Origin of the sequence: Leptospira bandrabouensis (assembly GCF_004770905.1) — a bacterium.
Taxonomy (GTDB): domain Bacteria; phylum Spirochaetota; class Leptospiria; order Leptospirales; family Leptospiraceae; genus Leptospira_A; species Leptospira_A bandrabouensis.
On the sequence record NZ_RQHT01000015.1, the window covers coordinates 236,406 to 261,796 of the forward strand.

Consider the following 25,391-nt stretch of genomic DNA (forward strand, 5'->3'; position numbering starts at 1 on the left):
CTCCTACAGAACTTTAAACGGTAATAAACCGATAGATCTGGATTTTCTGATTTCACGAGCAAGGGCTCTTTGGTGTTTGCCACAAGTTCCAGTGATTCTTCTTGGAATGATTTTACCACGGTTGGTAACAAATCTTTCTAAGATGTCTACTCGTTTGTAATCAAGACCTGCAAGTAAGGCTTTGTCAGCACAGAACTTACATACTTTCTTTTTATATTTTGCGTTTTTACGACCGAATTTGCCTTCTCCGTCTTTACCACGGAAACCGCCTTTTTCGTCGTCTTCCATCCCGTCCATACTCTCGCGGGAATCTACTCTTGTATCATCAATATTTGTCGTTTCGCTCATTGTCATAACCTATCAAAAAGGAATGTCGTCATCACCGGCAGGATAATCATCATAACCACTACTTACGCCGGAATCATAAGAATTGGAACTGTCAGAACGGTCACCACCTGATCCACCACCCTGTCCTTGGCCGCCTAATAGTTGTGCGGTCTCGACATAAACGCGGATTTTAGAAGCTTTTTTGCCTTCAGGAGTTTCCCAGGACTGTTGTTGCAGTCGACCTTCAATCGCTACTTGTTTTCCTTTGCCAGCATATTGTTTTAAAATGTCAGCAAGTCGGCCCCATGCGACACAGTCGAAATAATGAGTTTCCTCTTTTTTTTCGCCGTTAGTCACATAAACTCTGTTATTCGCAATTGAAAAATTGACAACAGAACTTCCGTTCACCGATTTAAATTCCGGATCACGGGTCATTCGACCGATTATAAGTACCTTGTTTAGATCGTTAGCCATTGGCCCTGATTACTAGGGATTTTAAGATATTTCCATTGAGTTTAAACTCATGTTCTATCTTTGCTACTTCAGATGGAGCGCCGGAACACTTGATAAGTGTGAAGTGACCTTGTTCGTCTTGTCCAACCGGATGCCAGAGTCTTTTAGAACCCCAATCCTCTTCGCCTTGGATCGTGAAGTTGTATTTGGAGAGTAAGTCTTTAACTGCAGACTTAGTCTCTTCTACATTACCTTCACGAAGAATATTCGTGATTTCGTAGTTTCTCATATTTCTCCTATGGGTATACCTACATAGAAACACTTGTAGGTAGAAGAATTTGTTAGTTTCCACAAGGGTTTTGCCAATGGGGCCTTGGGTCAATGGAATTTCTTCTTGGAGTTCCCAAACCCTTCCATTTCTATGGAATTTCTAACGTTTTTATGGGTGAAAAATCAAATTTTCCAGAAGTCTGGGGCCTGGGCCTGGGTCTCTTTTTAGCACTGTATGCTGGGTTTCTAAACCATATCACCCCCAAAGAACCTGCCCTCGACAACCACTCAGGATTTGAATCCACCCTCCTCGGCCTGGAAATGGCAGAAACCCCCAAACAAGTCCAAGACCTAGTGGGAATCCCAGACACCATTGATTTTTTTCATTTATCTGCGGAATACAGAAAGGTTCACTATTTTGACTTCGGATTTATCTTCTGTTATTTGGCTTTCCTTACCTATACAGGTCATTATGCGGGAAGAAAGGTGAGACCAATCTTCCTAAAGATTTTTATGGGAATGGTTTTACTCCTTGTGATTGCGGGTTTTGCGGACTTAATCGAAAACATTTTAATCCTAAATGTTCTGGATGCAAAAACAGCGGAAGAAATGGCACCTTCTCTGGAATACCTTAAACCCACATCCCAACTCAAATGGTTTTGTTTATTTGGTTATGTGGCCATTGTTTCCGTCTACTTTTGGTTATACGAAAAGGGTTGGATTTTAAGGACAGCATCCGTTCTTTTTTTTACAGGATTTTTTTTGCAGTTGTTTTCGATTTACAAAACCAATTTGTTAGAACTCAGTTTTCCATTTTTTGCACTGGGACTTACTTGCAGTTGGTTTCACTACGGTTTTAGTTTGGCTTTTAGTTCCTTGTCCAAAAAAACATAACCCCTACCCCCAGAAATCACAAGATCAGTTCCGAGTTGTTTACAAAGGATCGCATATTCTTTTAAAAAACTTTCTGCCTCCTTGGGCCCCAAAGGAAAAAAATAATGATCTCCCGGCAGAGTTTGGTGTTTTCCAAAAACAGGAACCACTTCCAGAAACAAAAGTTTGTCGCCATCAAAATGCAAAACCACAGAGATATTGTGTTTTAAATACTGGTTTTTTGATCCAAAAAAAAAGTTTCCGAGCGAATAAACAACAACCCCTTTCGGAAATACCTCGATTCCTTGGGGAACATGAGGGTGGTGACCAAGAATTACTTGATAACCAGCACCTACCAAATATTTGGCGGCATTTCTTTCTGTATCCATTGGCAAGGGATTATATTCCACACCCCAATGAACGGAGAGAATGTTTACTTGGTTTGGTTTTGTTTTTTTAATGAGTCTCTCCGCTGTCCCCACTCGGAAGTAGGCTGCCCCAGGAGATTTGGTTCCCGAAAACAACCTCGTTTCTCCCGTATCCGAAAAAGAAAAAATCCGATACTCCGTATTTTGTTTGGAGACTGTGATCGGAACCAAAGCCTCATCGGTATTTTTCCCAGCTCCTGTATGACGGATACCAAATTCATCTAACAACTCCAAGGTGTCAAACAGCCCGTTTTCTCCGAAGTCCATTGTGTGGTTATTTCCAAGAAACACCCCATCTATCCCCAAATGGCGTAAAACGTTTAAGTCTCTCTTTTCACCAAAAAATACATAAGACTTTCTTTGGTCTGCAGTGGGAGTTTTATGTAAGATAGGAGTTTCTAAATTAAGAAAACGAAAATCAAAGTTTTTCAAATAACTAGAAAAACTGCGAAACGGAAAGTATGGATCCTCACTTCGCATAGAATCCCTAACTCCCCAATTGAACATCACATCTCCACCAAACCATAGTTTAGTGGATTTTGGATATTGGATGGTTTCTCCTGTTTCTGTTCGAAAATGGTAAAGGCTTTGAATGGGTAAATCCAGTTTTGGCTCAACCGATTCGGGAAAGTCTGCCGCAAATAATAAAAATGGCAAAACAAAAACTATGGAATGACCAATTCGAAATCGATTCATTTAGAAACTAAAGTTTGACCTAAAAACGAAACGTATTTGCCTGAGGTTCCGTCATCTGTGATTTTTTTAGTTTGATAAGAATCAGAACATTTTCCTTTTCTGTATCTAAACTAATGACCTTGGTGGTAATTTCTTTTGGAGGATGGATTTGTTCCGGCTTGGTTTTTACAATGGCAATGGCTTTTAACCCACGTTTGGCGCTAGAAAGTTCCAAACGATCCAAGTTTCCATCTTTAAAAAAATATTCGTATTCACCATCTGGTTTGGAAAGAATGATACGAGCGTCCTTTGTATTGAATTTTGCTTTTGGATTTTGGATTTCGGTAATATAAGATCCAGTGAGGTATTCATAAATGACAGGAAAAGGCACTGCAAACTTTTTACCAGTATTTGGGTCTTGGATGAGAATGTCCCCCATCGGTAAAGTTTGGACTTCTTTTGTATTTGTGGGTTTAATTTGAATTTGATTTGGATCCGCAATAAGTTCAGTAAAAATCATTCCAAAAAAACTATCCATCAACTGGATTTTTATTTGTTTTGTGTCTTTCGAAAAAAACACTTTTCCGTCTAAGTGGAGATTGTCTTTTTTAGGAACAAAGGTTTGGATTTGCATACTAAAATCAGATTTAAAACCAGAAAAATCAGTTTGTTTTTCTAAGATTTCTTTGAGTAAAGTTTTCGAATCTTTTTCTTTTGCAGATATGTATTTTTCTTTGTCTCGACCAATAAAATTGGGATCTTCCACTTCCGCCGACTGACAAGAAAAGATAAAAAATAAAACACTAAGAAGGATGGTATTTCCTTTCATTCTGAAATTTCCTTTTGCACTTTTTTAATTTTTGCTGTGAGGTCTTTATTTGGATCTACCTTTCTTTTTGATTCTGACAATTTATAAAACTGCAAAGCATTCACAGGATCTTTTTTTGCCAAATACACATCACCTAAATGTTCATAAATTACTGGATCTTCAAATCCTCTTTCCAAAGCCAAAGAAGTGGCAAAGTTTAAATGAAGTAAGGCACGATTAAAATCTTTTTTTCTGTACATCACCCAACCCAAACTGTCTTGGTAAGCTGGGTTATCTGGTTCCAAAGAAACAGCTTGGTTTAGAAGTTGGTTTGCTTCCTCTGGGTTCATATCTTTTTCAGCATACAAATATCCAAGATAATTCATAGCATTGGATGCATTCGGATTTAAAGCAATTGTGGTTTTTAAGTCGGATTCTGTATCGCTAAATTGTTTTAATTTATCAAATGCTGTGGCACGATAAAAATAATAGTTGTAATTTTTAGAATCTAGTTTGATGGCTTCTGAAAAATCTTTTACACTTTCTTTGTATTTTTCCAACTGGAAATACGCAAGTCCTCTCAGATAATAATGAGTTGGTGTTGGATTTTCTTTTAATGTTTCCGATAAAACCGAAACAGAAAGAGATTCTTTTTTTAAATTGCCTTGGAGATAAAGATAAGCTAAACGAAAACGCAAACGAAAAGTTTTCTCCGTTTCCTTTGTTAATCGTAATGCTTCTTTTGTGGACATCACTGCATGATTCCATTGTCCCAACATTTCTTGGCAGGAAGAAATTTTCTCATAAAACAAAGTTTTTTCTTCGTCAGAATTTTCTTTTAAGTTAATTTCTGATAGTCCCTTACGTAGAATTTTTTCTGCCGTATAATACTGCCTATACTCATAAGCATACTGAGCCGTTTCTGCATTGAGAGTTTGGTAATCGGGATTTTTTTCCTTTTCTGCAAGTTCCAAAAGTGCGATTCGAGGAGAAAGTCTTCCTGGATTTTCTTGGATATAGGTTTTTAATTTGGTTTCTAAGCCTTCATTCGAACCAGAAATGAGTTGATAGAGATAAAAGATGATTCCATCTTTAGGAATTTTTTTCTCTTTTTTTAAAGTTGCAAAATAAATTGGAGCAGTATCACGCGAATCCATAAAATAAATTTCTGCAAGCATATGGGATGCATCAATATCACGAGGATTTTTTTCTCGGATTTGTTCCAAATACATTCGGCAATGTTTAAAATCACCTAACACAAAATATATTTGAGCCAAACGAAATAGAACTTCCATATCATTTTTATAGGCGTTCGTGTATTCGTTATACCGTTTGATGGATATCTTTGGGTAATCGAGTTTATAATTGAGTTCACCTAGTGCTTTTGCGGTTAGGAATTTGTATTTGGAATGTGTATCCCTTCTCTCAATCACAAAGGAAAGAGCCGTATAATACAAAATGGACTGATTCCAGTTTTTTCTTTCAAAATTAATATTACCAAGTAAGTATAAAAAGTCTGGATCATTGGGAAACAAATGGAGAGAAGATTCCAAAACCTCGGAAGCTTTTGCCAACTCTCCCTGACGGATGCGGATCCTTGTTTGTAAAAGAACCAAGTCTTTGGTAACTTCCGGGGATTTACCCGTTGCCAGCTCCGACCATTCCCAAGCCTTTTCCAAATTTCCCAGTTCTAAGTAGTTTAAACTTTGGGTTTCCGCACTGAGGGCACTTGGTTCCTTTCCCACTTCCTTTAGGCAACTGTGGTAAGAATCTAAAAAACCCACAGAGCGCTCAAAAGAAAGTTTGGAATCCTCGGCTTTTCGCCTTTGGGCCGATTGAAATCCGTCCACTTGTTCTCGAAAGGCTCGAGAAAGGAAATAATCAGCCGGGACACCCGGTTCTAACAGAGAACATACTTTCGTTCGTGTCCCAGGTTCTACCGCAAAGAGAGAAAGCGAAAGAAAACAAAAGAAAACAAAGAGGAAGGGACGGTTTGGAGTTTTAATTGCTTGAAACATCAGTAGATTCCGGCAAAGATCGGGAACAGGGACAATCCTTGAACCAAATCTTCCGAGAAAATTTAAAATACATCCTGGCCGTTCTCATCGTGTGGGCAATCACTTTCCCATGGATTCTGAGAAACAAGGACACAATCCTTGCCAAATTCACACTCGCCTACAATTCGTTTTTTGGTTATCCCAATCCCCGAATTGCACACCAACTCATAGCCAAAGGGGATGCTGTCCTTGAGGGACGTAAAGATGGTGGAACAGATATCCTCCAAACCATAAACCAATTTTTCAGTTCCGAAGAAAATACCAAAGGTAGTATTTTGCCTTTGGATTTGGCTCTCATGGAAAAGGCATGTTTGTACTTTCGTAGTAAGGAACATGTGGAGGATCATTTTTTAGAACTGACTTGGCGTGAAAAAGCCAAAGAATGGGGATCCCCTCTTTTCCTTAGAATGGCACCTCAAGGAGAACTCACCCTCGGTCCCAATCCTAAAGATTATTGGAATTCTCATATTGAAGCCGTTTTAACGGCACTTGACTACTACAAACGCGCGTTACGTTTCTCTGGCCCAGAACTGTTAGCTCCCAAAAAAATTGAATCGGTTGCTTGGGCAAGTTGTAGGCCAAGTGAGATCCTACTCGGTTATAAAACCCATATGCTGGAAACAGAAAACTTTGTTCTAAAAAAACTTACTGACTTAGAAAAGGTTCCGAGTGGCCTAAGCGCTGTCCAAAAACGCAGTGTCGTTTTATCTTCCATCAAACGAAGTGACTTTTCGGAAGTATCAGCTAACGACTATTTGGAATCCCTTCTCAGACAAATTTTACTTACTGGGATGAAAAACTTTTCTCCAAGAGAGATGGATGATATTTATGAAAGGATTCTATATTTTGTGGGAGCCGATGAAAGAGAGTATCTAAAGTTTAAATTCAGAAGAGGAGAATTATTTTTCCAACTGGGTCAGGAAGAAGATACTTACTACAAACGTGCGGCCACAGAATTTAAAGAAGCCTCCAATATCCAACTGGCATCGGAAATCGAAGATATCAATTTACCTGCACTTCTTGTTCATGAATTTGAATCAAAAATGAAGGAAGCAGATTCATATCACAAACTTAAAGAAAACTCAAAAAGTTTAAAGATTCTAGATTCCTTAAAACCAAAACTTCGTAATGTCGATGAACGAAGCGTAGGTGGCAAAAAAGACGATATTCTAAAATCGTATCATAATTTAACTAGATCCGTTCTTCGCAAACTGGGTCGCTACGAAGAAGCAGATGAAATCCCCTTTAACGAATGAAATAAAGTATTTTGATTACAATGCCACACACCCTCCAATTGCAGAAATTTTGGAAACTTGTTTGGCAGATTATCTTTCTGGATTTTATAATCCCTCTGGTATCACTCGATTTTCCTTAAAAAACCAAGGAAAAATCGAACAAACACGAAAGTTTTTTGCCAATCTTACTAATGGCCAAGAAAAACAATTTGTTTTTTCTGCAACAGGAACAGAGGCAAATTACCTACTCATCCAAAGTTTACGTGCACTCTACCCAAACTTAGATTCAGTCATTGTTTCTCCATTGGAACATTCTAGTATGTATGCCGCTTTAGAATCTTACGGATTTACGTCAGATCTCATCCATACTGACCATTCGGGAATCATCGATTTACAGGATTTAGAAAAGAAACTAAAGGAAAATCCGAGACCTGTGGTTTGCCTTTATGCGGGAAATGAAACTGGTGTCATCCAACCTGCAGAAGAGATTTCAAAATTAACAAAAAAATACGACCAGCTATTTTATAGTGATTTAATGCAAGGTTTCTGTAAAACCGATGTCCCTTTTTCCGTTTTTGACGGGTATACATTTTCCGGTCACAAAATTGGAGGTGGAATGGGAGCCGCTCTCACTTACCTTCCCAAATCAGACCCCAGCTTTCACCTGTTTGGTGGCGGAAACCAAGAAAATAACCATAGAGCCGGCACGGAAAATATTTTTGCCATAGAATGTTTCAAACAAGTGGCTGAAATCCAAATGAAAGATTTGGAAAAAAAGAACAAAAGACTTAGTGCATTTCAATCTCTCATCGAGGAAAAGTTAGAATCTTTAGGTTGCAAAATCATTGCAAAACTGTCTCCAAGGCTTCCGAACACAACCTTTCTCATTCTTCCCATTCAGGCAGTAGACTTTTTTCTACTCGGGATGGAAGAAAAAGGTATTTTAGTTTCCACAGGTAGTTCTTGTAAGTCCCGAGCCAGAGAAGCCTCTAAGTCACTATTACACATGGGATATTCGGACGAAGAAGCCCTAAGTTGTATCCGCATCTCTACAGGTTATTTCACAACAGAAGAGGATGTAAAAACATTACTCTCAAACATGGAAGATTTAATCCACAAGTTCCAATAACCAAAAACAATGAAACTTAGAATTATAGCCAAATTTTCTAGAGAGAATTTTACTGATGGTGAATGTATTTGGGAAGAAAAACAAGATTACTTTGGCAATGTCGAAAAAACTACAAAATTCTCTGGAAAACACCTTAATGAGTTTCTAACGGACTGGGCCCTTTTTGTAGAAAGAGTTTTATCACAGAAACCGAACCAAGAAGAGTTTTTAGAAAAACTGGGAAAAAAATCAGATAACCTAGAACAAATTGTATTTGGGAAAACTCTCCCCTTTTGGCGTAAACCAGGATTTTTGGATTCCATTCAACTTTTGATAGATCCCGAATTTTCTCCGATTCCTTGGGAAATCCTTCGCACACATAAAGGATTTTTATTCCAAGATTTAGAATACAGCAGAGGGATCAGAATCGATACCATTCAAAAAGACCACAAACAAAAAACAAATACTGCATTACTTGTCTGTAACCCAGTAAAACCTAACTTGGTTGCAACGGTCAAAGCAGAATGTAATACCCTATTTCCTATCTTTGAAAAAAAACTAAACTTAAGAATTCTAACCGAAAACCATTTAACGAGAGTAAGACTTATAGAAGAAATTAGTTCTGCAAAGTATTTGCACTATGCAGGTCATACGGAAAAAAATGGAATCCCGATCGGCCCAAGTGACTTTTTTTATGCGAATGAAATTGCAGAACATTCTTTCACTAATTTAGACCTTGTTTTTTTCAATAGCTGCCATTCCTCTTTTGACTCCATTGAACATTCAGGTATTACAACAGGATTTTTAAAAGCAGGAGTAAAAGAGGTAATCGGCTTTTTATTTCCTGTCGAAACAAACTTAGCTAAAGAAATTGGGATCAAATTTTGGGATACTTACTTAAAAAACAAAAACTCTCGTAAATCTTTGGCAAAAATTAGAAAATCATTATATAATGGTTCTTCTAATGAAATTATCACAGCAATTAGTTTAGTTCATTTTTCAACAAATACACAAAAACCTAAATTCAGACAGATATTAGGTGTAATCTCTGTACTTGCGGCTTTATTTTTTTTCATTGTCTTTTTAGGTGAAAAGAATGAACCTATCAAGCTAGAGAGTATGGAGGATTCTCCCCTCCCTAGGTTTGAATCCAAAAAGAAGAAAAAAGAAACTAACTCCCCGAAAGACGATGTTTCTCTTCAAATTTCTCGCATAAAGAATCCAGAATTTCGTAAGATGACTCAACAGTTTTTAAAAACCGAACATGAATTTTTGGATGATTCACAAAAAAAGGAACTCATCGAATCCATCTTATCCAAAAACATTTCAGAAGAAAAAATGTATTACGAATTCAAAACTAGGAGTGGATATTGAAACGATTCAATAAGTTTTTAATTCTACTTTTAGTGGTGACCTTTCCCCTACTCGCAGAATGGTTCCCTAAATCCAAATCCTTTGATGAAGTTTGGAGTGCTTTTGATTCCAACCAAAACCTAATCAGCCAAGCTTACGGAATTCAAACTAGAGATATAATTAAAACAGAAACGATCCAAGAAGAAGAAGATTTTTTGTACTACTGGAAACTTTGTTCTCAATCAGAAATCAAAGATTTAACCGAAATATTGCGATATATATCTTTTTACGATGCCATCCTTACCGTTAAACACTGTACTGAATTCAATAAAGAAGAGTTATTTCAATTAGAGAAACAAACCAAAAAAAAGATTTTTGATCTCATTGTATTACCGAAACTGGAAATCTTAGAATCGGAAATCACAAACCCAGATTTAATTCCCCTTGTCGCAGAATTACAAAAGGAATGGGAAAAAACAGTTTATATATTCTCCAATTTATACAAAGCACAAGAAGTACTACTACTTGGAAAGGAGAAAGAATACACGTTAGCCATCAATCGAGTTTTGTATTCCGAAATGCCTGAATCTAGAAGGAAAACATTAATTCTAAGACTTTTGCAAGATATGAAACAACAGAACAAAAGTTCTTACCAATTATTTTATTATTCAAAACAAAACCCCTGGGCGGTTTCCAGTTTAAAGGAAGAAAATTCTGAAGCAAAAAAATTCTTTTTATCGTTAGTCGAAGAATGGCAGTTAGATTCTGATTTTTCACAAGAAAACAAACCGTTGTTAAAAGAATTTCAAGTTTGTTTGGAAGAAATCCCAGTGAACCATGAGAAAATTCGCCTACTCGGTTTTTTTGGTTTTTTTAACGATTATGGACGTTTTACTACAAAAAACCAACTTAATTTCTCAAAATCAAACCAAACTCGCGTTCGGTTCATTCGCCAAACTTTATTTCGTTCCCATCATTTCCAAAAAAGAATGGAAAATGTCCTAACTTCTTGTAAAAATTCCGTCCAATCCTTAAAAGATTTATGAGTGAAGACATTCGGAAGTTAATCGACAATTGCCTGCTTGGAAACCGTACCGCTTGGCAAGAGTTGATCCATAAGTTTCACAGGCTCATCATTGGTACTTGTGCACACTATGTTCCCAGAGAAGAAGTCACCGATACTTCACAGCAAGTTTATTTAAAACTCACAGAAAACGACTACCATCTGCTTAGAAAGTTCAAAGGAGACAGTCTCCCCGCATTTATTATCTATTTAAGTGAAATTTCTAAAAATATAAGTATGTCTCAGACAAGATCCATTCGTCGGTATGAGTATCGGGAAGGAATTTCTTTGGATATGAGTATAGACATTTTAGATGAAAGACAAAGCCAAGAAGATGTCTATTTTGCCTTTGAGGAAAAACAAGAGTTTTATGATCTCATCGAGGCTTTGGATGAGATCCATAAAGAAATTCTCATTTTACGTTTGAAGGGATATAAATTCAAAGAAATCGCGGAAATCCTCGATGTTCCCCTAGGGACAGTGCTCGCACGGGCCAATCGAGCCAAAGAAAAGATAAAAAAAATCCTTACAAAGGAAATAAAGCCTTAGCGGGGGGAAATAAATACTATGGAACCAAAAGATCCAAACGAATTTATGAACCGACTCAAATTAAAAGAAGCTCTATACCTCATGTCCCAAGGGGAAGAGGCGGACTCACCAACGGTCGACCGGATCTTAAAAACGGTTCTCCCGGAAGAGAGCCCTACCATCCAAATCTGTTTACAATTCGTAAACGACAAACTCAAGGTTCTATCCAGTGAACTATTGGAGATGAGCCTCTTTTCTCCGGAACTTGCCTTCCGTGGGGAAGGAAACGCAAGTGGTGGTGCCTTTCGTGTGCATCGTCAAGTGGGGGGTCGGGATTTGGACTTTATCTTCCAACCCAGTGCTGAAAAAAACCAGGTTTTCCTTTCGGTTGAGGCATCCGACTGCGACCGTCTCTCTGCCAAGTTATTCTTAGATGGTGCTCCGGTGGAAACCCTACCCAAACTGGGATCCCAGTCCATGTTTGATTCTCCGATTACCTTAGATTCCAGCCCCGAACTTGCAATTTTTGAGTCTGGCAAAGAAATTGGCCGTTATCATTTTATGTTACAATCGTAATTTTTTTGATTCTGATGCAATAAAAAGGAAGTGTGAGGCCATTAATTAGCTGAGAAATGTTCCTACTTCTAGGAACCTACTTTCTTTTCCAAACTAGTTCACACTTCAGAATCCCGACGAAAGTCGGGATTTTTTTTAAGCGTTCACTCGGAAGTAAATGACATCCCCGTCTTGGACAATGTATTCTTTTCCTTCCACTCGGAGTTTGCCCTCTTCTTTGACCTTGGCTGCATCCCCCGTTCTGTCGACATCTTCGTAACTCATGACCTCTGCGCGGATATAACCCTTTTCAAAATCAGAATGGATGACACTGGCAGCAACGGGCCCTGTGCTTCCTTGGTGGGTAGTCCAAGCTCGGACTTCCTCCACACCCGCTGTAAAAAAAGTAATTAATCCAAGAAGTTTGTAAGAGGCACGAATCATTCTCGATAGACCCGATTCTTTTTCGCCAATCTCTTCCAAAAAGGCAATTTGGTCTTCTTTTTCTAAACCAGAAATTTCTTCTTCAAAACGGCCACATAACACAACCACCGGTGCCCCTTCTTTGGAAGCAAAATCGACGATTGTTTTGACAAGGGGATTCTCACTTGTTTTTACATCGGAATCTAAAATATTAGCAACATATAATACTGGTTTTATGGTGATGAGGTTGAATTTTTTAGCAATTTTACCTTCTTCCTCACTGAGTTCTACTGTTGATGCACGGTTTCCTTTTTTTAAAGTATCTAGGATTTTATCCATCACCGATAAAATCTCTGCAGCTTCTTTATTTCCCGTTTTCGCAGTTTTTGCCACACGTTGTTGTTGTTTTTCTAAACTGTCCAAATCGGCAAGGATCAATTCATAATTAATGACTGTGATATCTTCGATGGGATCAACTTTCCCGTGAACATGCGTTATATTTTCATCTTGAAAAGCACGAACCACATGACAGATGGCATCCACTTCACGGATATGAGATAAAAACTGGTTTCCAAGTCCTTCCCCTTGGCTTGCCCCTTTCACAAGGCCCGCAATGTCCACAAACTCAATCATTGTGGGAACGGTTCGTTTTGGTTTATAAACTTCGGCCAAACGATTTAGCCTTTCATCAGGAACTTCTACCACACCGGTATTGGGTTCAATCGTACAAAACGGATAGTTGGCAGCTTGTGCCCCTGCCTTCGTGAGAGCATTAAAAATAGTCGACTTACCGACGTTCGGGAGACCTACAATTCCACAATTCAAAGCCATAGGGATAGGATTTTATCCAGAGACCGTAAGACAAGGAAAATTGCTTTCTTAGTTTTGAAATCCGGTCTCGATATATACGGAAGTTAAATAGAAAATGGAGGAAAGGATGACAACCAAGTAAATGACTGCATAAATTTTTCCAATTTTTTTCCAAGGATAACGATCATACAAATGCAGGTGATTTGAAATATAATCGGGAGTTGGATCTTGTGGTAACAAATCCTCACGGCCTGCCTTTCTCCAAACGAATTGCCTTTCCTCCGAGTTCAATTGAAAGAAGGGAGACAACTCTCCTTCTGTAAATACTGCCAAAAGGATACTTGGAATTTCATAGTATTTAAAAGTGATAATCCCGGAAATACTTGTGAGAATGGCCAAGTAATTGATGACGACAATGAGGGGACTTGCCGTATAACTAGAGCTAAACAATAAGTATAAATAAATGATAAGAAAAACTATGGAAACATACTTTGCGATCTGAGAAAAGATTCTGTATAGTTTTTGTTCTTTGATAAAACTATGAAATAATTCGTTTTTCATTCTATTTAGTTTATAGGGAGAGTGTTTTTCCCACACGATTGGAAAATTCCAAAGGGATCTCCGTTTCCACCCACTGTTTTTTTCCCTGCAAGTCGGTAAAGCACAATCGAAAGGAATGTAAATACATCCTAGTTTCCTTCTTTCCAGATTGGGAATCGGAATAAACTGGATCTCCAAGGATAGGAAAACCCAACTCCTTAAGCATAACGCGAATTTGGTGACGCCTTCCCGTTAAAATTTTTGCCATTCCAAAAGTCAATCCTTCCTCTGGGAAATGACTTAAGATGCGAAATTCTGTAATGGCTTTTTTCCCACCACTTCGTACAATTTGTACTTCTTTATTTCCATCTCGAATAAAACATTCAAACCTCTTCTCTTTCCAATCGGGAATTCCATTACATAAAAAAATATATTCCTTCTCCGCCTCTTTTAATAGAGAATCAATTTCCTTATTTTTGGTTTGCGTTTTTCCAAGGAGGACAATCCCACTGGTTCCCAAATCCAATCGGTTTACAGTACGTAAGTCTTGTAAATGTAAGTAACTTGCAAGAAGTCGAGTAAAGTCTTTTCGATTTGGATCTTTGGTTTCGTGAACAGGAAGTCCTTCTGGTTTTTCAGCGATTAAAAATTCCTCACATTCAAAAAGAATCTTGGTGGTAAACCCACCTTTTAGTCGGATCTGCCTAAGTGGAGACTTCAATCCAAAGACCACTGAGACTGCGAATGTTGATCACACCTGATCGAAATAAAAGATATTGCCCTTTGATCCCCACAAGAGTATCGGTGATGGGAGTTTCTTTTGTGAGTTTGAGGGATTTGATTTTTTCTGGATATGTTTCAATAGGATAATTTATGGTAGTGACTCCACCACTCAGATCCAACCTTTTCCAAACAAGTTTTGTTTTGCTATCCATTGGTGAGTTGAATTCATTTTTTTCTAAATGATTTAAAAATTTATTAGCCTCACGCACCAAATCTATGTCAGGTGGATCACCCGCCACCATCTTTTGCCAAGTAGTTTTATCGGGCAAATACTGACTCAAAAAATGTTCTAATATTCCTGCATCTCTTCTTGACTCCACTTCTAAAATGGGAAGCCCATAGGTTGCCCCCTGGTCCACCCAACGATTGGAGACAGGATTTTCTTTTGTGATTCCCACTTTTAATCCACTGGAGTTTGCAAAATAGACCGTATGTTTTTTAAAACAATTAGTTTTTCCCCATTCGGGTTCCCGGCATGTTCCTTTATGAAAATGGCAGGTTTCTGGCCTTAAAATACAAAGATCGTTTTCTGCTAAAGTAGTAAAACAAGTAAAACAATAACCTTGGCTAAATGACTTCTTTGTTTTTTTACCACAGTGCAAACACCTAATTATATCATTCGTCGATAACGTAATTTTTTTCCCAATCCAAGCCTCCACTGAGCTTGTCGAAGTGGAGGCTTTAGCAGTTAAATCTTTTTTGTCCACCTCATTGTAATTAGCTGTTTCCCAAAAATAAGAAACAGGCGAAATACCTTTGTGCGACATTTTTCTTACATAACCTTGGATGGTTGGCATAGATTAAAATGAATACTCTTTTACTTCTACAGGAAAATATTCGTGATTGACATTTACAAAAAGTAAACCGGTAAGGCTTGGTTCTGACTGGGTCCAATCCCATTTAAAAATAACGAGAGTTTGACGATAGAGATAGTGAGAAATTTGTCCTTTGGGACCGTAAAAAAGTTTGAGTTGGTCTTCTCCCTCACCAAGAAATACCACCTTCCCATTTAGGTTTGGTGATTTTTGTTTGATGAGTTTGATGAAAATCTTTCCACCTGGAAATACATCTTCCGGATCCGAACCTTCTGTTGATTCTCCTTCGTTTACAGTGGACTGCGTAGCCACCTCCATAGTGGTCCCCTCGTAATCTAAATAGTTACATGGAAAGTCACCTGGCATACTCGGAAAATTTTCCGAACAAGGAGTATAGGCAGATTGTTTTTCTTCCCCCTCTCCGTAGGTGACAAGAAGTGTCGAACGAATGGTAGCAAAGGCCACAGATTTCAAAACTTTTGCTGTTTTATTTTTGGGAACAGTTTTTGGTTCTTTCTCAGAAGCCAAAACTGATAATGCAAATAGAAAAGTTAAAAATGTTAATATTATTCGTTTCATCATAACCTCAGTACAACAAATAAGGAGCGATTTTTTTACGTTCCGATTCTTCTTCCGTTATATAAGTTTTATGAAAGTCTAAAAAACTTTTCCCTTCATTAATGGAAGTGCGGAAATGTTCATTCCCCCAAAGTTGGTCTACCCAATGATTTGCCGAACCTTTACTCCATTTAAAATCATTGGGGTAAGTTTCTTTCATAAGCCGAATCAAATCATAAGCTAATTGGATAGGATCATAATCCGGACGAACTAAATTCATCCGAAGCCCAGAACAAATTTTCCCTTTATGGGGACCAAAGGTTGGTTTGAAGTACACTGGCGAAAAATAATAAGATTTGTTTCCAAGATTACCAAGTTTTGTTGCAAGCTCTTCTGGATTTGTCATCCAAGGGGCACCAAAATAAACAAAAGGAGCTTGGGTCCCACGGCCCACAGAAACATTCACACCTTCAAGTAAAACCAAAGAAAGGTAATTTCTAGCTGAGTCCACCATAGGCAAGTTTGGTGAAGGAGTGGTCCAAGGAATTCCTGTATCTTCAAAATACATTCCGCGGCGGTATCCTTCCACTGGAACTACTAAAACATCGACACTCTCTTTTAAATATTCTTTGTTATAGAACCTGGAAGCCTCACCAACTGTCATCCCTGTGATGAGAAGAGAGGGAAACTCACCTGCAAAATTTAAATTCCTTGGATTCATTTTTTCACCCATAGGTGGAAGGTGCATGGCCACATGAATATGATCGAGGACGATCAGTTTGGTTTTAGTATTCTTCATGGCATCCATCAGTCTTTTTAATACACTTAAATATGTATAACAGCGCATCCCTACATCTTGGACATCAAAAACAACATAATCCACTTCTCGGACTAGATCTCTTAATTCAGAATCTTTGATTCGGTAAATATGATACAATGGACGATTGAAGGTAGAATCCATAGTAACAGGTGTTTGGCTAAACTCTTCTTCTAAACCGAGAAAGCCATGTTCGAGGCCAATCAAATGTTCCAGAGTGATTTTATATTTTTCTAAAGAGGTGATGATCTTTTTGGGGTTTGTTCCAATCCCCGAAGGGTTTGTCGCAAGCATCAATTTTTTTCCGGCCATGGTCGGAAGGATTTTTTCATAAAAAATGTCCTGAGAAATTCGCAACTTGGAATCATTCGGATGGACACGAAATTGGGGAACCGTATTCCCGTGGCATGCAAGGACAAGAAAGCAGAGAGAAAACCTAAAAAAGTAATTGGTCATGTAAGTATATGTTTCTATAATATAGCAAATCTTCAAGGAGAAATGTCCTTCATGTTCAACCGACTTCGTTTGGCTCCCTTAACCGGAGTTCTCATCCTAACCATTTTGGCATGTGCCGGATCCAATTCAGCCCAGAAACAACCTACGCTGCCAGACAATGTGGTGACAGCTATGGGTGAGGCACCTATTTACCAAGGAGACTTGGCTCTCGCAAGAAACAAAGCTTTGAAAGATGCCAAACTCAATGCCATCCGCAAACTCGTGGGAGAACAAATTACAGAAAAATCGGGAGTATCCGATGGCCAGTCTCTTGGCTCCAAACTCTACGGGAAAACAGATAGTTTCGTAAAAAAATACGATATCATCAGTGAAGAACAATGGAAATTGGACACCCAAGACATGATTCGTTTGAATGTTCGTTGTGAAGTGGAAGCAACCAAACTTTCTACGGCAGTGGATGCTCTCCTGGATGACGTAGGAAATCCAAGAATTGCAGTGTTAGTCCAAACAGTCGTCAACGGAAAATCTTATCCGATTGGATCGGCAACCAATATCGCAGAAGCAGAACTCATTGAAAAACTCCGAGCCAAAGGTAACAAAGTTGTGGATAGTTCCCAACTCACAGCCCTTCTCAAAAAAAATCCAAGCCTTGCCAAACTTGACCTCACGTCTGTGGAAGAAGGAAGCCCTCTTCTCACACTGGCACAAGATTCTGGAGCCGAAGTTTTGATCATTGCCAAAGTCACCACAACAGACCAAAAACCAGTGGTTTTACCTGGTGGAAAAAAAACTGATTTTTTAAGTTCGGCAGCGACTGGTCCGTACCGCATCATCCAACTCTGGGGAGATGGAAAAATTTTTGGTTCGGGAAGTTTGGAAGGACGTGGTGCTGATATCACCCAAGAAGTTTCGAGAGAACAAGCAGTCAAAGACTGGGCAAACCTTGTGTCCGTCAAAGTGGGAAAACAAATCAAAGATGAATGGTTCAAACTCACAGAACAAAACACGGTGATCTTAAAATTCAAAGGCCTTGGCCTAGAAGACGCAATCAATTTCAAAAATGATTTGATGGAATACACTTCAGTCAAACAAATCAATGATCGTAAAACAGAAATGAATGGATCGGAATGGGAACTGACTTATCCAGGAAAAGAATCTATGTTTGCCGAAGAGTTGATGTATAAAAAAGATTCTAGTTTCCGTTTTTTAAGCAGCAAAACCTTAAACATCAATAGTTCCAAACGTGGTGTTGTGGAAATCGATTTTAAAAACAAATAAAATATCGTTTATTCATTGTTTGGTCCTGCAGAGAGAAATAATAAAATCTCTGTAGGATCTAGTGGTTTAGAAAAATAACGAGCCACTTTCTTTTCACCTATTGCCTTTTCTATTTCCGGAGTCAGATCATATCCAGTCAGGATACAATAAGTAATCTTGGGACGAATCTCTTGTGCTTTTGAAATGAATTCCAATCCATTCATGTGTGGCATTCGCATATCGCTGATTACAAATTTGATATCCTCATTTTTGGACAATACATCCATAGCTTCTTTTCCCGATTGAGCGATCATCACATCAAATTCATTTTTAAAATAGTCACGAAACAAATATAAATTTAGAATTTCATCGTCCACATACAATAGCTTTTGTTTGTGGTTTTGTTCTTTCATACTTGTATTGGAAGTTTGATTCGAAAGGTGGTTCCCTTTCCCCATTCTGATTCCATCTCAATGGAACCATTGTGGTCTTGGATGATCTTATAATCAATGGGTAAACCAAGTCCAACACCTTTCCCTGGGTCTTTGGTAGTAAAAAAGGGATTTCGAATTTTGTTTTGGTGTTCTATTGGAATTCCCACACCTGTATCAGTAATCACAATGATTCCGAAATTTGAATCTCGATACGACTGAACACTTAAGGTTCCATCCTTTCCTTCCATGGCTTGGATGGCATTTGTGAGAATATTTAAAAACACCTGATGGATTTTTCCGGAGTTCCCCTTTACTACCAAGGGTTGCGGAAACATATTTTTTTCTACTTGGATTCGATCCCGAAGAGAATGAGTGAGTACCACCAAACAATTCTCTAAAATATCATGTAAATCAAACCTCTCTTCGGCAGAATCTCCACTGCGAGTAAATTGGTTTAATCCTTTGACAATTTTGGAAGTGCGCTCTACCCCTTCTTTGATTGCGTCTAAAAACATTTTTGTTTTTTCTGATTCCAGAGCCGAACCTTCCAAAATCCCACGGACTCCGAAATATCCACCTAAAATAAAGTTTAAGGGATTATTGATTTCATGGGCAATCCCTGCAGAGAGGAATCCAAGGCTTGCCATCTTCTCAGATTCAATCAGTTGGTTTTGCCTTTCCCGAAGTTCCTCTAATGTTTTTGTTAACTCACTGGTTCTCAATGCCACAAGGGTTTCTAATTCGTGGTTATTTTTTTCCAATCGTGCTTCATATTCGGATCTTTCTAATTCAGCGGCGATCCGTCCGGAAAAAATTTGGAATAAGGTTAGGATTTGGTCTTTGTTTGGAATTTCCGTTTCGAATAATCCTACAATAAGGCCTACCACCTCTTTTTTGGAATTGAGTAAAGGAGAACCAATGTATCCTTCGATTTTCATTTCAATGAGAAGTTGGTCGAGGGGAAAAAACTTTTGAACATCATTTGGATAATAACAAATTGAATTATCAAACACCTGGGCACAGGGTGTATCTTTTAGAGAATAAGCCATATTCTCTGTGATCTCACCTTTTGCGACGAGGGAGATCGTTTTCGATTCATATCTTTCTTTATCAAAAATGGCGATGAAAGTATAATCCGCTTGAATGATGGATGCTAATTTGAGTGTAAGCCTATCTAAAAATTCGTTTCCATAGGTATTGGAAACGGCTTCAATGATGTCTGAAAGAAGCTCACCTTGAATCATAAATTTATTTCTAGTAATTCAAAATTAAATCGTGGGTCAATCGAAATCAAGGTTCCGATTTGTCAGACACGAGAGGAAGAACGGTTTTTTTCACATCAAGCAGTGGCCCTAATTCGTAAATCGATTCATAACCGTAAGCTTTGAGTGAATTGTAAGTGGATAAATTGAGAGAAGCGGCAGGACTTTTGGCAGCAAAGGCGTCCTGGTTTCCTTCAAAATTGTTATTACAGTAAATTAAAATTTTTGTATTTTTCAGAGGAATGATCTCTGCCAAAGATTCTTTAGTGAATTCGGTAAAAGGAAGATTTTTTGCACCTTTTATATGCAAAATATGAAAACGATTTTCGCTTCTTGCATCAAGTATGATAACACCTTCTTCGTTCATCAAATTCAAAAATTGTTCTTCTGTTAGGCGATGAGTTTCCCTTTCTACTTCGGAACGATTGACGATTCTTTTAAATTCTCCGTAGTTAATGAGTTTGTTTTCAATCGGAACCTGTTTTACTTTTTTCTTTTTGGAGGATTCGGAAAAAAGTGGAATTGTAAAAATGATAAGTAAAAGAATTATGTTTTTTTTCATAAAAATCCTCCATAAGAAAACAAAAATTGTATAGGAAGGTTCCGAGAACTCAAACCTTTTTTCGACTTGCCAGGGGAATTAAAGAGATTGTGATGCATGAATGAGCGTACTTAGAGCAATTCTCAAAACAAACAAAGGCGAAATTCGCATTGATTTGTATCCTGACAAAACACCCAATACTGTAGCCAACTTCGTAAACCTTGCCCAAAGGAATTTTTACAATGGACTCAAATTCCACAGGGTCATTGAAGACTTTATGATCCAAGGCGGATGCCCACAAGGAACAGGAACTGGTGGACCAGGTTATAAATTCCGAGATGAGTTTGATTCTAGTTTAAAACACAACAAACCTGGAATTCTTTCTATGGCCAACGCAGGACCTGGAACCAATGGAAGTCAGTTTTTTATTACCCATGTTCCTACTCCATGGCTTGATGGAAAACATTCAGTATTTGGTGCTGTAGTCGATGACACAGACCAACAAGTAGTGAATGCCATTCGACAAGGTGATGTCATCGAAACAATCACGATCGAAGGTGATCCTTCCTCTGTGTTAGCGGTGGCAAAACCCTTTTTGGATGAGTGGAACCAAATTCTCGATTCTAAAAAATAAGAATTGATTCTTCCTTTTGTTTTCAGCAGTCTAAGGATCATGAAGACAAAAGGAAAACCAAAACAGATCTCCCAAATCAAAGCGGCTTCTAGAATGATTTTTTCTATGAAACCAACCAAAGTGAAACCATCTAAAAAACTCTATTCTCGAAAGAAAAAAGAAGATCATTCGGGAATAGGGTTTTTACTTTCTCTCTTTTTCTAAAAGACTCACCTACCTCTCCATTTCACTCCAAGGATCTCTTCCTAGTTCCTCTTCTTTTCCTAAGTCTACAAACATCAACCTTTCTAACTCTGCGTTTCTCTGTTTTGCAAGACTCATATATTGCACCCTGTCAGCTCTCAGTGCAAACAATTCGTGGAAGGTATCATCATCATGTTTTAAAAATAGATTTTTTGCTTTTTCGGCAGTATGTGCTCTTGTTCCTAAAAGTTTTAATACATCCTTTCCCATTTGGACTGCGGTTTCCCTTGTCTCTCGATAGATGTATGTCACTCCCATTTCCTTTAAATTGTAGGCGTCTTCCCTGTCTCCAGCTCTTGCAACAATTTTGATTTGTGGATAATGTTGACTTACGTTTCGAATGAGTTCTGTTTGTTTTTCCGAATTGTCCAATGCGGCCACCAACACCTTAACATGTTCCAAACCTGCCGATTCTAATAACTCCAAACGGGTAGGATCACCAAAATACACCTTAAATCCAAAACGACCTAACATCTCTACACGGTCTGCATCAAAATCCAAAATGGTAATGGGAATTCCGTTAGACCTTAGAAAACGTCCCAACATATTACCGAACCTACCAAATCCACAAATGATTACTGGATTCTCTTGTTTATGAATATTTTGGTTTGATTGCGTTTTTGAGATTTTAGATTCTAAAAGTCCAAAAAAAGTTTTCTCATATAACAAAAGAAGTACGGGAGTGATAGCCATACTTACTGCCACACAAGCCACCAAAATGATAATCGATTCTTCCTTAAAAAGTCCCAAACCTTCCGAATATCCAAACAATACAAATGAGAACTCCCCCACCTGAGAAAGTGCTAAGGAAAAATATAGGTTTTGGTCTAGAGGTATTCGAAAAATAAATCCTAGAAAAAATAAAACCAATGCTTTAATAAAAATGATACCAAAGACAATTCCTAAAATTTTGCTTGGACTATGTATAACTACTGGAAGGTCCATCGAAGCGCCAACACTAAGAAAAAACAAACCAAGCAAAAGTCCCTTAAACGGTTCAATATTACTTTCTAATTCATGACGATATTCGCTGCTAGCAAGGACCACTCCTCCTAAAAAAGTTCCGAGTGCAGCAGACACACCCACAGCCCCCATTAACACCGATATGGCGATTACAAGTAACAAACTTGCCCCTGTAAAAATCTCCCGATTCCCCGACTTGGCAAGTAATCTAAAAAATGGGCTAAGTAAATACTTTCCTACTAAAATAATTCCGATCACTACAGACAAAACTACCAAAGTTTTTGCATAACCAGGTAAATGTTCAATTAGAGAATGTCCTTGCGCGGATGTTGTTACATCAGAATCACTTAACATAGGAAAGATGGCAAGTATAGGAATGACTGCCATATCTTGGAACAAAAGCACAGAAAAGGCTGCCTGTCCAGAAACCGATTTCATCAGTCCTTTTTCTTTCAAAGTTTGTAAAACAATGGCTGTGGAAGATAAAGAAAGAATTAGTCCGAGTGCCAACGATGGTTTCCAATGAAATCCAAATCCAAAAGCAAAACCTGCGGTAATTGCTGTAGTTAGGATGATTTGTAACCCACCGAGACCAAGTAACCAAAACTTTAACCGCCAAAGTAGATCCAACTCAAGCTCTAAACCAATAGCAAATAACATCATTACTACGCCGAATTCGGCAAAGTGCAACATATCTTTACCTTCTGTTCCGACAAATCCGAACACAAATGGCCCAATGACAATTCCTGCAATCAGGTAACCAAGAACAGACCCAAGACCTAATCGATTTGCAATAGGGACAATAATGATAGCACTTGTGAGATAAATTAAAGCTTGAACAAAAAAACCTAGTTCATTCATAATTTCCGCCTAACAATTGATTAATAAAAGTAGAATATCTGCTGGATTCTTTTTGGAGATCTTCCTCGTTTAATTGAAACGTTCCCTGAACCAAAAAAGGATTTAAATAATCCATACCACAAAGTTCTGCTGTTCTGCGAAATGGTAACAAAAACTCCTCTGTAGAATAACCATGAAATCCACCTTTAGAATAAGCATCCTTTGAACCTCCCGTAGTAATGACTTGGATCCACTTTTTTCCCAACAGTTTCTCCCCACCCGGACCGTAAGCCCAACCGTCTTCTAAAACCATATCAATCCACAATTTCATGAGCGGAGGACAACTATACCAATACAGTGGGTGTTGAAAAATAATGATTTGGTGGTTGGATAGTAAATCCTGTTCGGCTTTTACATTGATAAAAAAATTAGGATATTCTTCATATAAATCATGTAAGGTGATATTTTCAGAAAAAGGAAGAGAATCCAAGAGCATCTGGTTGGCTTTCGACTTTTCAAGTACGGGGTGGACTAATAAAATCAAAATTTTAGGCATACGCGTCAAATTCACAAAATCAGAAGATAGGAAAACCTTTTTAAAAAAGTTTTCCATTGACCTAAGAGGTAAATTTCTTTCAGATTTCCGTAGTGATGATTCTAACGATTTTTTTCTCTACTTTCCTTTCAGAAGACCTAACCTGTATTGCCGCCGGACTTCTAGCCAAGGAAGGAAAAATTCATCTTTCTTTGGCCATTTTGGTGACAGGTCTTGGAATTTTTGTAGGAGACTGCCTACTATATTTACTAGGGAATATTGTTAGGCGGGGGTTTCTTCATTTCGATTTTTTTAAAAAAAAACATTCAATCTGGCAGACCAAAGAAATATTTACGGACTGGCGCCATCACTACCGGAAATCAATTTTTCTTTCCAGATTTTTACCTGGGACAAGATTACCACTCTATCTAAGTAGTGGTTTTTTTGGCCTTCCCTTCTTTCCTTTTTTATATACTAGCCTATTTGCTGTCTCACTATGGACCACGATCTTAGTTGGTATCGTTTTTATTTATGGAAATTTAGTAAGCGTATACTGGAAAACAAACAATACAATCCTTTTAACTTTGACAGTAGGCCTTAGTTTTTATCTTCTTTATCAATTCCTTCGATTGGTTATTTTTCAGAAAGAAAGGAAGAATTTTTTCCTTTTTACGTCCAAAATTTTAAAATTGGAATTTTGGCCGGCTTCCCTATTTTATCTTCCTCTTTTGCCCTATCTACTTTTTTTGATTTTACGTTACAGAGGGATTCGTTATATCACAACTGTCAACCCAGGGATTTTAGCTTCAGGAATTGCCGGGGAATCCAAGGCGGAGATTCTAAATTTAATTCCGAAAGAATCAGTATCTAGTTTTTTACTAGTTCCAAGAGAAACCGAAAATTCGATTTCTCTAATCAAAAATTGGATGATAGAAAATAAAATAAAATTTCCCATCATCGCCAAACCAGATAAAGGCGAACGTGGGTTTTTAATCAAAAAAATAAATTCCTTAGAAGAATCTATTTCACTTCTCCAAACATATCCCATCGACTGGCTTTTTCAAGAATATGAAAGAGGGCCGTATGAATTGGGGATTTTTTATTATCGTTTTCCAAAAAACAAACAGGGTCATATCTTTTCTATCACAGATAAAATTTTTCCAAAAATTATAGGTGATGGTTTTTCGGATTTAAAAACATTAATTGCAAACCATCCAAGATATCGTTTTCAAGAATTAACCCACTTAGACCACAACAAACACCAACTAAATCGAATTTTGTCTTTAGGTGAATCCATTTCCATTGGGTCTATAGGAAATCATATCCAAGGTTGTATGTTCCAAGACGGAAACCATTGGCGGACAAGTCAGTTAGAAAAAAAAATCATTCAAATCGGCGATTCAATCCCAGGATTTTATTTTGGAAGGTTTGACATTCGATTTTCCGAGCCAGAAAAATTCAAAGAAGGAAAAGATTTTAAAATCATTGAACTCAATGGTGCCACCAGTGAATCAACCAATCTTTATGATCCAAAATTTTCAATATATAAAAGTTATTCAATTTTATTTGGTCAATGGAAGATTCTTTTCCAAATCGGATATGAAAACTATAAAACAGGTGTAAAGTTATATCCTTACAATAAACTCTATCACTTGGTAAAAAACCATAAAAAGTATAAGGAAAAATTCTCAGACAAATACTCCACAAACTGTTAAAAGATCGTGAACAAGAAAACAACTCTTTCCTT

General features: G+C 37.8%; 28 protein-coding genes. 11 read left to right on the plus strand and 17 right to left on the minus strand.

Features of this window, described 5'->3' with window-relative positions:
• Positions 1-3: 3 nt before the first annotated feature.
• The 3 genes from rpsR to rpsF form a co-directional block, all read right to left on the minus strand.
• Entirely contained in the window at positions 4-288 is a 285-nt protein-coding gene (rpsR, locus tag EHR07_RS18665; RefSeq protein ID WP_012389070.1) for a 30S ribosomal protein S18, read from the minus strand.
• A 72-nt stretch (positions 289-360) separates the two neighbouring features.
• Positions 361-801, minus strand: coding sequence for a single-stranded DNA-binding protein (locus tag EHR07_RS18670; RefSeq protein ID WP_135746543.1), 441 nt, complete (start codon positions 799-801; stop codon positions 361-363).
• Positions 794-1,069, minus strand: a complete 276-nt coding sequence (gene rpsF, locus EHR07_RS18675) for a 30S ribosomal protein S6 (protein ID WP_135746544.1) — start codon at positions 1,067-1,069, stop codon at positions 794-796. Before rpsF ends, EHR07_RS18670 begins: the two co-directional genes overlap by 8 nt.
• A gap of 92 nt (positions 1,070-1,161) precedes the next feature.
• Between rpsF and EHR07_RS18680 the strand changes: the two genes are divergently transcribed.
• Entirely contained in the window at positions 1,162-1,944 is a 783-nt protein-coding gene (locus tag EHR07_RS18680) for a hypothetical protein (protein WP_135746545.1), read from the plus strand.
• Here EHR07_RS18680 and EHR07_RS18685 read toward each other — a convergent pair.
• Genes EHR07_RS18685 through EHR07_RS18695 form a run of 3 tightly spaced genes read right to left on the minus strand, consistent with a single transcriptional unit; the run spans position 1,899 to position 5,852 of the window.
• Positions 1,899-3,047, minus strand: coding sequence for a CapA family protein (locus EHR07_RS18685; RefSeq protein ID WP_135746546.1), 1,149 nt, complete (start codon positions 3,045-3,047; stop codon positions 1,899-1,901). The two genes, EHR07_RS18680 and EHR07_RS18685, sit on opposite strands and share 46 nt — an antisense overlap.
• A gap of 19 nt (positions 3,048-3,066) precedes the next feature.
• Complete coding sequence (locus EHR07_RS18690; protein ID WP_135746547.1) at positions 3,067-3,855, minus strand: hypothetical protein; 789 nt, start codon at positions 3,853-3,855, stop codon at positions 3,067-3,069.
• A complete protein-coding gene (locus EHR07_RS18695) occupies positions 3,852-5,852 on the minus strand; it encodes a tetratricopeptide repeat protein (RefSeq protein WP_135746548.1) in 2,001 nt (666 codons plus the stop codon). Before EHR07_RS18695 ends, EHR07_RS18690 begins: the two co-directional genes overlap by 4 nt.
• Before the next feature lie 38 nt (positions 5,853-5,890).
• Between EHR07_RS18695 and EHR07_RS18700 the strand changes: the two genes are divergently transcribed.
• Genes EHR07_RS18700 through EHR07_RS18725 form a run of 6 tightly spaced genes read left to right on the plus strand, consistent with a single transcriptional unit; the run spans position 5,891 to position 11,754 of the window.
• Positions 5,891-7,147, plus strand: coding sequence for a hypothetical protein (locus EHR07_RS18700; protein ID WP_135746549.1), 1,257 nt, complete (start codon positions 5,891-5,893; stop codon positions 7,145-7,147).
• Positions 7,125-8,255, plus strand: a complete 1,131-nt coding sequence (locus EHR07_RS18705) for a cysteine desulfurase family protein (RefSeq protein WP_135746550.1) — start codon at positions 7,125-7,127, stop codon at positions 8,253-8,255. Before EHR07_RS18700 ends, EHR07_RS18705 begins: the two co-directional genes overlap by 23 nt.
• A 9-nt stretch (positions 8,256-8,264) precedes the next feature.
• The gene (locus EHR07_RS18710; RefSeq protein WP_135746551.1) at positions 8,265-9,608 is read left to right on the plus strand and encodes a CHAT domain-containing protein; all 1,344 of its coding nucleotides are present in this window, start codon (positions 8,265-8,267) and stop codon (positions 9,606-9,608) included.
• A complete protein-coding gene (locus EHR07_RS18715) occupies positions 9,605-10,633 on the plus strand; it encodes a hypothetical protein (protein WP_238778050.1) in 1,029 nt (342 codons plus the stop codon). The genes EHR07_RS18710 and EHR07_RS18715 overlap by 4 nt, the downstream gene beginning before the upstream one ends.
• Positions 10,630-11,199 carry an RNA polymerase sigma factor gene (locus tag EHR07_RS18720; protein WP_135746552.1) on the plus strand — a complete coding sequence of 190 codons (570 nt, stop codon included), beginning with the start codon at positions 10,630-10,632 and terminating at the stop codon, positions 11,197-11,199. The genes EHR07_RS18715 and EHR07_RS18720 overlap by 4 nt, the downstream gene beginning before the upstream one ends.
• Before the next feature lie 18 nt (positions 11,200-11,217).
• Complete coding sequence (locus EHR07_RS18725) at positions 11,218-11,754, plus strand: hypothetical protein (RefSeq protein WP_135746553.1); 537 nt, start codon at positions 11,218-11,220, stop codon at positions 11,752-11,754.
• Positions 11,755-11,889: 135 nt separating this feature from the next.
• Here the strand turns inward: EHR07_RS18725 and ychF are convergent, their stop codons facing one another.
• The 6 genes from ychF to EHR07_RS18755 are packed head-to-tail and all read right to left on the minus strand — an operon-like array spanning position 11,890 to position 16,935.
• Positions 11,890-12,987 (minus strand): redox-regulated ATPase YchF, encoded by a 1,098-nt coding sequence (gene ychF / locus EHR07_RS18730; protein WP_135746554.1) that lies wholly within the window; start codon positions 12,985-12,987, stop codon positions 11,890-11,892.
• A 48-nt stretch (positions 12,988-13,035) separates the two neighbouring features.
• A complete protein-coding gene (locus tag EHR07_RS18735; RefSeq protein WP_135746555.1) occupies positions 13,036-13,527 on the minus strand; it encodes a hypothetical protein in 492 nt (163 codons plus the stop codon).
• 10 nt (positions 13,528-13,537) lie between these two features.
• Positions 13,538-14,227 (minus strand): RluA family pseudouridine synthase, encoded by a 690-nt coding sequence (locus EHR07_RS18740; RefSeq protein ID WP_135746556.1) that lies wholly within the window; start codon positions 14,225-14,227, stop codon positions 13,538-13,540.
• On the minus strand, positions 14,211-15,086 hold the full coding sequence (locus EHR07_RS18745) for a DUF2797 domain-containing protein (RefSeq protein WP_135746557.1): 876 nt from the start codon (positions 15,084-15,086) through the stop codon (positions 14,211-14,213). Before EHR07_RS18745 ends, EHR07_RS18740 begins: the two co-directional genes overlap by 17 nt.
• Before the next feature lie 3 nt (positions 15,087-15,089).
• Complete coding sequence (locus EHR07_RS18750) at positions 15,090-15,683, minus strand: LIC_11883 family protein (RefSeq protein WP_135746558.1); 594 nt, start codon at positions 15,681-15,683, stop codon at positions 15,090-15,092.
• 7 nt (positions 15,684-15,690) lie between these two features.
• The gene (locus EHR07_RS18755; protein ID WP_135746559.1) at positions 15,691-16,935 is read right to left on the minus strand and encodes an exo-beta-N-acetylmuramidase NamZ family protein; all 1,245 of its coding nucleotides are present in this window, start codon (positions 16,933-16,935) and stop codon (positions 15,691-15,693) included.
• 51 nt (positions 16,936-16,986) lie between these two features.
• On the opposite strand from EHR07_RS18755, the gene EHR07_RS18760 reads away from it, so the two are divergent.
• A complete protein-coding gene (locus tag EHR07_RS18760) occupies positions 16,987-18,213 on the plus strand; it encodes a lipoprotein LipL46 (protein ID WP_135746560.1) in 1,227 nt (408 codons plus the stop codon).
• An 8-nt stretch (positions 18,214-18,221) separates the two neighbouring features.
• Here EHR07_RS18760 and EHR07_RS18765 read toward each other — a convergent pair whose 3' ends face one another.
• From EHR07_RS18765 to EHR07_RS18775, 3 genes are read right to left on the minus strand one after another with little or no spacing between them, the layout of a single operon-like run.
• Complete coding sequence (locus EHR07_RS18765) at positions 18,222-18,605, minus strand: response regulator (protein WP_135746561.1); 384 nt, start codon at positions 18,603-18,605, stop codon at positions 18,222-18,224.
• Positions 18,602-19,870, minus strand: a complete 1,269-nt coding sequence (locus EHR07_RS18770; protein ID WP_135746562.1) for a sensor histidine kinase — start codon at positions 19,868-19,870, stop codon at positions 18,602-18,604. The genes EHR07_RS18765 and EHR07_RS18770 overlap by 4 nt, the downstream gene beginning before the upstream one ends.
• A gap of 46 nt (positions 19,871-19,916) precedes the next feature.
• Positions 19,917-20,450 (minus strand): rhodanese-like domain-containing protein, encoded by a 534-nt coding sequence (locus tag EHR07_RS18775; RefSeq protein ID WP_135746563.1) that lies wholly within the window; start codon positions 20,448-20,450, stop codon positions 19,917-19,919.
• 100 nt (positions 20,451-20,550) lie between these two features.
• On the opposite strand from EHR07_RS18775, the gene EHR07_RS18780 reads away from it, so the two are divergent.
• Positions 20,551-21,063, plus strand: a complete 513-nt coding sequence (locus EHR07_RS18780) for a peptidylprolyl isomerase (protein ID WP_135746564.1) — start codon at positions 20,551-20,553, stop codon at positions 21,061-21,063.
• A 39-nt stretch (positions 21,064-21,102) separates the two neighbouring features.
• Positions 21,103-21,267 carry a hypothetical protein gene (locus EHR07_RS19120; protein ID WP_167483397.1) on the plus strand — a complete coding sequence of 55 codons (165 nt, stop codon included), beginning with the start codon at positions 21,103-21,105 and terminating at the stop codon, positions 21,265-21,267.
• A gap of 9 nt (positions 21,268-21,276) precedes the next feature.
• On the opposite strand, the gene EHR07_RS18785 is transcribed toward EHR07_RS19120, so the two are convergent.
• Positions 21,277-23,130: a monovalent cation:proton antiporter-2 (CPA2) family protein gene (locus tag EHR07_RS18785; RefSeq protein WP_135746565.1), complete on the minus strand. Its 1,854-nt coding sequence runs from the start codon at positions 23,128-23,130 to the stop codon at positions 21,277-21,279.
• Positions 23,123-23,665, minus strand: a complete 543-nt coding sequence (locus EHR07_RS18790; RefSeq protein ID WP_135746566.1) for an NAD(P)H-dependent oxidoreductase — start codon at positions 23,663-23,665, stop codon at positions 23,123-23,125. The genes EHR07_RS18785 and EHR07_RS18790 overlap by 8 nt, the downstream gene beginning before the upstream one ends.
• A gap of 95 nt (positions 23,666-23,760) precedes the next feature.
• On the opposite strand from EHR07_RS18790, the gene EHR07_RS18795 reads away from it, so the two are divergent.
• Positions 23,761-25,359, plus strand: a complete 1,599-nt coding sequence (locus EHR07_RS18795; RefSeq protein WP_135746567.1) for a DedA family protein — start codon at positions 23,761-23,763, stop codon at positions 25,357-25,359.
• The last annotated feature ends 32 nt before the right edge of the window (positions 25,360-25,391 follow it).